The organism is Halomonas sp. (assembly GCF_052095765.1).
In the GTDB taxonomy this organism is placed as follows: Bacteria; Pseudomonadota; Gammaproteobacteria; order Pseudomonadales; family Halomonadaceae; genus Halomonas.
In genome coordinates this window covers 1-7,662 of sequence record NZ_JBQDJZ010000109.1, presented here as the reverse complement: position 1 = coordinate 7,662, position 7,662 = coordinate 1, and the positions used below count along the sequence as shown (strand labels likewise).

Genomic DNA, 7,662 nt, shown 5'->3' with positions numbered 1-7,662 from the left:
CGTGTCAGTTATCCTACATACATTATGCACGAAAACTTTCGGTTAGGCACTTAGTGAACAGTGGCTCGTCGGCAGCGAGCTGTTCCAAGGTGAGGGTGAGGGGCTGACTTTATTTGATGAGTCTGGCCGAGAAGCGCGTGACAGCGGGCCGCGGTTGGGGACTTTATTCATCAAGTATCGTCCCATGCTAGGCGAGGATCAGCAATTTGAGATTGGTGCTTCGGCGGGTGCGAATAGCCAATATGTCCGCGTCGATAGCCATGGGGATCATGCACATAGCGCAGAAGGCGATAATTGGTTTGCTGGAGTTGATGCCCGTTTCCATCATAATGCTGGCCGTTCAGCGGGGCATGGCGACTGGCAGCTGGGGGCAGAATACTTCTATACCGAGCGTGATCTGAAAGAGCAAGTGCAGCATAACGACCATTGGCATTCAGGCGACAACTTTACTGAGCGTCAAGATGGTGCTTACGTAGAGGCCATCTATGGTATCGCTCCTCATTGGCAGGTCGGGCTGCGCGGCGAGGCTTTGGGCCTGACTAACGATGTGATGGAGTCTCACCCCACTCAAATTGTCTCTGAAGGAACCTCTTGGCGTCAGAGCGGCCAAGTGACTTGGCATGTGAGTGAGGATGTCTTCTTGCGCGCACAAGTGAGTCACGAGGATTTTGCTGAGCAGCAGGATAGCTGGACGGCCATGCTGCAGGTTAATGCCACCTTTGGCCACCATGTTGGCCATAATCACTAATATGTCATTGAAGCATGTTGCAATGAGTGTCTGTTGACCACTTAAGTTGTTAACTACTTAATTTAGGCCTTGGTACTGATTTTTACAGTATCAGGGCCTTATGCGTTGGTGAGCCCAGTGCACCAGCGGAGGTAATACCATCAGTAATATGGTGATGCGTAATAGGTGATGAGAGGTAACGAAGGCGGGTTCAATATTGAGTGAAAGTGCCACTAGGCTCAATTCAGGCGCGCCGCCGGGCATGTAAGCGAGTAAGGTTGCGGCTATCGAGATGCCTGTCAGTGCTTGGCCGAGCCACGCTGCTGCTACTGCGAGTATTATTAAAATGAGTGTCTGGATGACTGCTAAGCCAAGCTGGCGGGCCATCTCAGCAAGCGCCACACCGACAAAGCGTACTCCCACTGACGTGCCAATCACTATCTGAGCTAAAGCAACCAGTGCTGGCGGTAGCACGGCATGAGTTAGCCCAGAAAAGTGCAGTATTGATGACACGAGCGCAGGGCCAAATAGCAGGGCATTAGGTAGGTGTAGAACTCGACCAGCCACTACCCCAAGTGCTGCAGCCACAATCAGCCAGGCAGTGCCAGAAAGTGACGGTAATTGGCTCCACTGAGTCGGCCCATTGCTGGCGCTAGTCAAATCTACATGGCCGAGTAATCCAAGGATTGGTGGAACTGCTAACAGTAGCACTAGGATGCGCACGGCGTGAGTGATGCCAACGGCTCGCAGGTCGGCGCCAGATTCTTGAGCCATCATCAATAGTGCGGACAGGCCGCCTGGAGCGCCAGCATAAAGAGAGGTGTTCAGTGAGTGCCCCGCGATACGGTAGCTAAAGAGCACTGCCACTATCATCATTACCGCGGTAGCGAGGAGCATGATTGTCGCGCTAACGATCCAAGCCCTGAGGTCTCCTGTCAGCTCAGGAGTGAAAGCAGACCCTAGCATGACACCGATGATGATTAAGACGCCTTGCCGAAGCCGCCCTGGGGAGCCGAGCTGCACATTGGCGAGGCTAGTTAACGTGGTGATAATCAGAGCACCAAGTAACCAAGGAAGAGGTAAGTCAATCACGTAGGCGATAAAACCACCTATGCCACCAAGGATGAGGGTTGGCAGAAAACGCCGAGCACCCAGGGGAATGAAGGTAAGGATGTTGGGCATGGCGTTTCCTATGGCCTGTGCGTTAGAAAGAACCTCAATAAGTTGCGCAGCACATGTTAGTACCGCGCAAGAGCCGCGCAAAGATGTGTTATGCGCGCTTAGGGTCAAGGCTGACTCGAAGAGCGCTTGACGTTGAGCGCCAGATGGACCGTCGTCAAGCTGGAATGGAGCGGGTAGTCGCTGACAAAAGCGATATTAGTGCGATAACGTCGATATCCCATTGTGAGTAATGGCCCCGAAACTGAGCACAACGTGTCATTCAATGTCTGAGGTAGGCGTGTTTCTTAATTCAAGTGGTTAGTTTATCGGATTAAGTAGGTGAGCCGGTGTCATCAAGCTGGCATAATGCGTGTTTAGTCATTGCTACTGCTGGAAAATTTGATGCTCAAATGGCTCACCATTGTGTTGGCTGGCTTGCTTGCGCTGCTGCAGTACCGCTTGTGGCTGGGTGAGGGTGGAATGGAAGACCTGGCGCTGGTGCGTGAGCGCGTTGCCGTTCAGGAGGCCACCAACGCGCCTTGGCGCGCCCGCAATGATCGCCTGGCCGCCGAAGTTGTTGATCTCAAGACAGGGCTGGACGCCATCGAAGAGCATGCCCGGAACGACATCGGAATGGTGCGCCGCGACGAGCAGTTTTTCTGGGTTCCGGGGGCCAGCGATTCGGTGAAAGGAGGTTCGCCATGAATTCCCGTTTATGGTTGGTGGTTCCGGCGGCGGGTCGCGGTTCAAGGGTCAGTACAACGCGGCCCAAGCAATATCTTGAGCTGGCCGGCCGGTCGATCATGCAGCACACGCTTTCCCGCCTGTATTACGCGCTGCCTACCGCTCAGCTTTGCCTGTGCCTGGACGACAATGACGCTCATTTCGATCCGAACTGGGTGCCTTTTTCGCACTGGCGGCGCGCTTCCGGTGGTGCTGAGCGCATGGATTCGGTGCTCAATGCTCTACTGGCCATTGACTCAATCGCAGACGCTGACGATATCGTGCTGGTGCATGATATTGCGCGCCCCTGTGTGCTGCCGGTAGATCTTAAACGACTGCTGAGTGCCGTTCAGCGGGAGCCGGCGGGTGCCCTACTGGCCGCGCCGGTCGCTGACACCATGAAGCGTGACAATGGGGCGGGCCATGTGCTGCGCTCCGAGCCACGTGATGGCTTGTGGCATGCGCTGACCCCACAGGGCTTTCGCTATGCGCTGTTGCGCCGTGCGCTGGAGCAGGCACGTGCCAGAGGGCGCCAGGTGACCGATGAAGCCTCGGCCGTTGAAGCGCTGGGACTGTCGCCGGAGCTGGTGGTTGGGCGGCGTGACAATATTAAGATCACCCATCCCGAAGACTTGGGCCTGGCGGCGCATATTCTGGCCGCCCAACGAGCCAGCGATTACTCATTCTGACGAACGGATACAGGGCATGATACGAATCGGCCATGGTTTTGATGTGCATCGCTTTGGTGATGGCGATTACTTGATGATTGGTGGCATCGCTGTGCCTTATCACCATGGTTTTGTTGCACACTCTGATGGGGATGTGCTGCTGCATGCGGTGTGCGATGCACTGCTGGGTGCCTGTGCTGAGGGTGATATTGGGCGTCACTTTCCCGATACCGACTCTGAATGGAAAGGAGCTGACAGCCGCCAGCTGCTGGCTAACGTCGTGGATATTATTGGGCGGGCTGGTTGGCGGGTGGGCAACCTGGATGCCACCGTCATGGCGCAGGCGCCTAAACTGGCACCACACATAACGGCCATGGCGGAATGCATTGCCGGCTTGCTGGGCGTTGACATAGGTGCCGTGAACGTCAAGGCCACTACCACTGAGCGTCTTGGCTTCACCGGACGTGGTGAAGGGATCGCTGCTGAGGCCGTCGTGCTGCTGGTATCGGCGAGTGCGCCAGATGTGTGACCCCATCGAGTGGCCGCCAAGGTGGCCAAGCGTTCTCGATGCTGAGTTTGGTCCGCCGCCAGCGGGCGAGTACCGCATGACGGCAGAAGACTTCTGTGTTGAAGAAGTGCTGGGCTTTGTGCCGGAAGGTGAGGGCGAGCACCTGTGGCTGTGGCTTGAGAAACGCGACCTCACTACCGCCATGGTGGCTCGCGAACTGGCCAAGGCGTGTGATGTTACGCCCCGTGATGTTGGCTATGCCGGCATGAAAGATCGAGTGGCCGTGACACGCCAGTGGTTCTCGGTACATCTGCCAGGCCGTGAGGCGCCAGGGGATCTTGCCTTGCGTCTGGAGCCCCTGGCGGTGCAGCTGCTTGAGCAACACCGGCATCCGCGCAAGCTCAAGCGTGGCGTGCATCGTGGCAATCGTTTCCGGTTGCGAATCAGTGGTGAAGCCGCCGTTGATGAACAGCTGGAGCTGCGTTGGCAGCGGCTGCTGACCCAAGGCGTGGCTAACTATTTTGGCCCGCAGCGTTTTGGGCCGCATGGCCGTAACTTGCAGCGGGCAATTAGCGCATTTGAGCGTGGCTGGCGTAAACGTGATGACCGTGACGGAATGCTGTTGTCGGCAGCACGCAGTTATTTATTCAATCAGCAGCTTGCTGCGCGTATCAACGCGGGTAACTGGAGTCTTCCGTTGCCCGGTGATGTAGTAATGCTGGATGGTACTGGCAGCTTATTTGGCATTGAGCCTGATGTGTCAGCCGAGGAGCTGGATCAGCTCGTTGACAGGGCGACACGTCAGGATCTGCACCCTGCAGGTGTTCTTTGGGGAGTGGGTGGGTCAAAAGCACAGGCGGCTGCTGTGAGTTATGAGGCTGAACTTGGTGAGTGTTATCCCGGGCTGTGTCAGGGATTGATTTCAGCCGGTGTGCGTGTGTCACGTCGGCCGCTACGCATGCGTCTTGGTGAAGCTCAGCTGAACCGCACTGCGGATGGTTGCTGGCTGTCTTTTACCTTGCCTAAAGGTGCGTTTGCGACGTCGGTACTGCGTGAATTGATGGAGCATTCAAGCCTGGGGCGTCCAGCCGGAGAAGGACGTCCGTGCGAGAAAGTTAGCCCAGCTCAGCCGGTGAATGCCGGTGATCCAGAAAATACATCTACCAGAGGCTCAGATGCGTCGACTGCTGCTTTCCAATGACGATGGCGTTCATGCGCCAGGACTCAAAGCGCTGCATGATGCGCTCTTGCCGCATGCCCGGCTTCGGGTGGTGGCGCCGGACCGTGACAAGAGCGGTGCCAGCAACTCCCTGACCCTGTCGCGCCCTTTATCATTGACCGCTCTGGACAACAGTTTCTACAGCGTAGATGGCACCCCGGCAGACTGCGTTTACTTGGGTGTCAATGGCCTCTGGCCCGAGCGTCCGGATATGGTAATTTCCGGTATTAATCACGGTGGCAACCTCGGTGATGATGTGTTGTATTCCGGCACGGTGGCAGCGGCAATGGAAGGGCGCAACCTCGGCATGACCGCCATTGCGGTCTCGCTGGTCGGTAGGCATCACTTCAAGACGGCAGGGCGTCTCGTCGCCAGCCTGGTGGGTGCGCTGGACCGGTTATCGCTGCCACCGCGCAGCCTGCTCAATGTGAACGTACCCGATGTGCCCTGGCAACACCTGCGTGGTATCCGAGTAACGCGTCTGGGCTATCGTGGCCCTGCGGCGCAGCCTGTTGAAGTTGAAGACCCGCGGGGCAGGACGCGCTACTGGATTGCCCCCCAGGGCAGCAATGCCGATGACGGCCCGGACACGGATTTCGCGGCTGTCGAAGCGGGCTTTGTTTCAATCACTCCGTTGCAGACGGATCTGACACGGCATTCGGCACGCGCCGACGTACAGGACTGGCTGGATGCATTCACCTGAGTCATTGGCAGCCCGGCTGCGCGGCATTGGTATGACCTCCCAGCGAACGCGCGATCGCATGGCCGACCGGCTGAGGCAGCAGGGGATCACTGACCCGGACGTGCTTGAGGTTATGGCTCGTGAGCCGCGCCATCTGTTCCTGGATGAGGCGCTGGCCCATCGGGCTTATGAAGATACTGCGCTGCCGATTGGCTATGGCCAGACACTTTCCCAGCCCTTTATTGTGGCTCGCATGACCGAGTTGGTGTTGCAGCTCAAGCCGGAGCGGGTGTTGGAAATCGGTACCGGATCGGGGTATCAGACGCTGATCCTATCACGCCTGGTCAGCCAGCTATGGTCGGTGGAGCGAATCAATGCGCTGCATCAGCGTGCCGCTGAGCGGCTGCGGCTACTGAATGTATACAATGCCCAGTTGAAACTGGCTGATGGCGGTCTCGGGTGGCGAGATGCCGCCCCATTTGACGTCATTCTGCTGACGGCCTGTGCTGAAACACTCGACCAGACACTTCTGGAGCAGCTGGCCGATGACGGTGTACTGATTGCTCCACTGAAGCAGCCTTCGGGCACCCAGTGGCTGGTGCGGGTGCAGCGTAGAGGTGACCAATTTGATACTCAGCGGCTGGAGCCGGTCCGCTTTGTGCCGCTACTGGAAGGAGTCATTACTTGAAGCGTTCTCTATCACTGCTGCTCAAAGGGATTGGCATGGGTGCCGCCGATGCGGTGCCCGGTGTTTCCGGTGGCACTATCGCTTTCATTACCGGCATCTATGAGGAGCTCATTCACACCATCAAGCAGTTTGGTCCCTCCGCCTGGTCGGCCTGGCGTCAAGGTGGTCTGCGCGGCTTGGCCCGACACCTGAATCTGAGCTTCCTGATTCCTCTGCTGGCAGGGATTGCTGCCAGCTTGATCAGTGTGGCGCACCTGGTGGTGTGGTTGATGGAGGCTCAGCCGCTGGTGCTGGACGGCTTCTTTTTTGGTCTGGTCGCTGCTTCGGCGCTGATCATCGGTCAGCATATTAGCGACCGTCGTTGGTGGCACGTTCTGCCAGTAATCGGCGGACTGGTACTGGCTTACATGTTGCCGTCGCTGATGCCGTTTGTCGCCAGCATAGGACGTCCAGAGCTGGTGCTGGTCATCGGGGGGGCGATTGCCATCAGTGCACTATTGTTGCCTGGTGTGTCTGGCAGCTTTCTGCTGCTGACCATGGGCTTGTACGGCACCGTGATGCAGGCAATACGCGGGTTTGAGCTCACCACCCTGGGATTGTTTGCCATTGGTTGTGCGCTGGGGCTATTTTTCTTCTCGCGGCTGCTTTCATGGCTGTTGAGACATCATCATGGAAGCACGCTGCAATTGCTGCTGGGCTTCATCATTGGTTCATTGCCGGTATTATGGCCATGGCGTCAGCTGGTGCATTATCAGTTGGGTAGTGAGGGACAAGTCATTCCTCTCGGCTTCCGCTATCTGGGGCCACAGAGTTACAGCCAAATGACCGGTGAGCCAGCGCAGCTGGTTGCAGTGGTGATTGCAATCATCGCGGGAGGGCTACTGGTGTGGTTGGCTAGTAGAACAGGGCGTCCAGTGGGCAACGCTAAGAGGGACAACAAGGAGAGTAACGATGTATAAGCGTCTTCTGATTGGCGGAATGGTTATTGCATTGGCTGGCTGTGCGGTTCAGCAACCGCCTTCTGGTGGTGTGCGCGTGGAAGATCTTTCAAAAAGCAAAGCGCCTGTCACGCCGCAACAGTACACAGTAAAGGCCGGTGACACGCTCTATGGTATCGCCTGGCGCCATGACATGGACTACCGGGACATGGCGCGGCTGAACGATATTCCGCCGCCCTATACGCTTCAGCCAGGCCAGACGCTGAATCTCACTGGCCCCGATGGGGCGCAGCCCAAGGTTGCCAGCAACAGTGACGCTAGCGCAGCTGCCGCTGGTACCGGTGCGGG

Annotated in this window: 10 protein-coding genes; 9 read left to right on the top strand and 1 reads right to left on the bottom strand. The window is 57.3% G+C overall.

Annotation, left to right across the window (positions count from 1 at the left end):
- Positions 1 to 184: 184 nt before the first annotated feature.
- Positions 185 to 748, top strand: a complete 564-nt coding sequence (locus ACTH3D_RS11780; RefSeq protein ID WP_441667316.1) for a hypothetical protein — start codon at positions 185 to 187, stop codon at positions 746 to 748.
- A gap of 90 nt (positions 749 to 838) precedes the next feature.
- On the opposite strand, the gene ACTH3D_RS11775 is transcribed toward ACTH3D_RS11780, so the two are convergent.
- On the bottom strand, positions 839 to 1,909 hold the full coding sequence (locus ACTH3D_RS11775) for an AbrB family transcriptional regulator (RefSeq protein ID WP_441667315.1): 1,071 nt from the start codon (positions 1,907 to 1,909) through the stop codon (positions 839 to 841).
- Between the two features lie 381 nt (positions 1,910 to 2,290).
- On the opposite strand from ACTH3D_RS11775, the gene ftsB reads away from it, so the two are divergent.
- The 8 genes from ftsB to ACTH3D_RS11735 all read left to right on the top strand — a co-directional run.
- A complete protein-coding gene (gene ftsB, locus ACTH3D_RS11770; RefSeq protein ID WP_441667314.1) occupies positions 2,291 to 2,593 on the top strand; it encodes a cell division protein FtsB in 303 nt (100 codons plus the stop codon).
- Positions 2,590 to 3,300 (top strand): 2-C-methyl-D-erythritol 4-phosphate cytidylyltransferase, encoded by a 711-nt coding sequence (ispD, locus tag ACTH3D_RS11765; protein WP_441667313.1) that lies wholly within the window; start codon positions 2,590 to 2,592, stop codon positions 3,298 to 3,300. Before ftsB ends, ispD begins: the two co-directional genes overlap by 4 nt.
- A gap of 16 nt (positions 3,301 to 3,316) precedes the next feature.
- On the top strand, positions 3,317 to 3,808 hold the full coding sequence (gene ispF, locus ACTH3D_RS11760) for a 2-C-methyl-D-erythritol 2,4-cyclodiphosphate synthase (protein ID WP_441667311.1): 492 nt from the start codon (positions 3,317 to 3,319) through the stop codon (positions 3,806 to 3,808).
- Positions 3,801 to 4,988: a tRNA pseudouridine(13) synthase TruD gene (truD, locus tag ACTH3D_RS11755; RefSeq protein WP_441667310.1), complete on the top strand. Its 1,188-nt coding sequence runs from the start codon at positions 3,801 to 3,803 to the stop codon at positions 4,986 to 4,988. The genes ispF and truD overlap by 8 nt, the downstream gene beginning before the upstream one ends.
- On the top strand, positions 4,963 to 5,709 hold the full coding sequence (gene surE, locus ACTH3D_RS11750) for a 5'/3'-nucleotidase SurE (protein WP_441667309.1): 747 nt from the start codon (positions 4,963 to 4,965) through the stop codon (positions 5,707 to 5,709). The genes truD and surE overlap by 26 nt, the downstream gene beginning before the upstream one ends.
- Positions 5,696 to 6,376 (top strand): protein-L-isoaspartate(D-aspartate) O-methyltransferase, encoded by a 681-nt coding sequence (locus ACTH3D_RS11745; protein WP_441667307.1) that lies wholly within the window; start codon positions 5,696 to 5,698, stop codon positions 6,374 to 6,376. Before surE ends, ACTH3D_RS11745 begins: the two co-directional genes overlap by 14 nt.
- On the top strand, positions 6,373 to 7,335 hold the full coding sequence (locus ACTH3D_RS11740) for a DUF368 domain-containing protein (protein ID WP_441667306.1): 963 nt from the start codon (positions 6,373 to 6,375) through the stop codon (positions 7,333 to 7,335). The genes ACTH3D_RS11745 and ACTH3D_RS11740 overlap by 4 nt, the downstream gene beginning before the upstream one ends.
- A partial coding sequence (locus ACTH3D_RS11735; RefSeq protein ID WP_441667305.1) for a LysM peptidoglycan-binding domain-containing protein occupies positions 7,328 to 7,662 on the top strand: 335 nt, incomplete at its 3' end. The genes ACTH3D_RS11740 and ACTH3D_RS11735, both read left to right, overlap by 8 nt.

Coding starts and splice junctions, on each gene's coding strand:
- ACTH3D_RS11780 (WP_441667316.1), top strand. CDS start 185: ATGCTAGGCGAGGATCAGCAATTTGAGATTGGTGCTTCGGCGGGTGCG.
- ACTH3D_RS11775 (WP_441667315.1), bottom strand. CDS start 1,909: ATGCCCAACATCCTTACCTTCATTCCCCTGGGTGCTCGGCGTTTTCTG.
- ftsB (WP_441667314.1), top strand. CDS start 2,291: ATGCTCAAATGGCTCACCATTGTGTTGGCTGGCTTGCTTGCGCTGCTG.
- ispD (WP_441667313.1), top strand. CDS start 2,590: ATGAATTCCCGTTTATGGTTGGTGGTTCCGGCGGCGGGTCGCGGTTCA.
- ispF (WP_441667311.1), top strand. CDS start 3,317: ATGATACGAATCGGCCATGGTTTTGATGTGCATCGCTTTGGTGATGGC.
- truD (WP_441667310.1), top strand. CDS start 3,801: ATGTGTGACCCCATCGAGTGGCCGCCAAGGTGGCCAAGCGTTCTCGAT.
- surE (WP_441667309.1), top strand. CDS start 4,963: ATGCGTCGACTGCTGCTTTCCAATGACGATGGCGTTCATGCGCCAGGA.
- ACTH3D_RS11745 (WP_441667307.1), top strand. CDS start 5,696: ATGCATTCACCTGAGTCATTGGCAGCCCGGCTGCGCGGCATTGGTATG.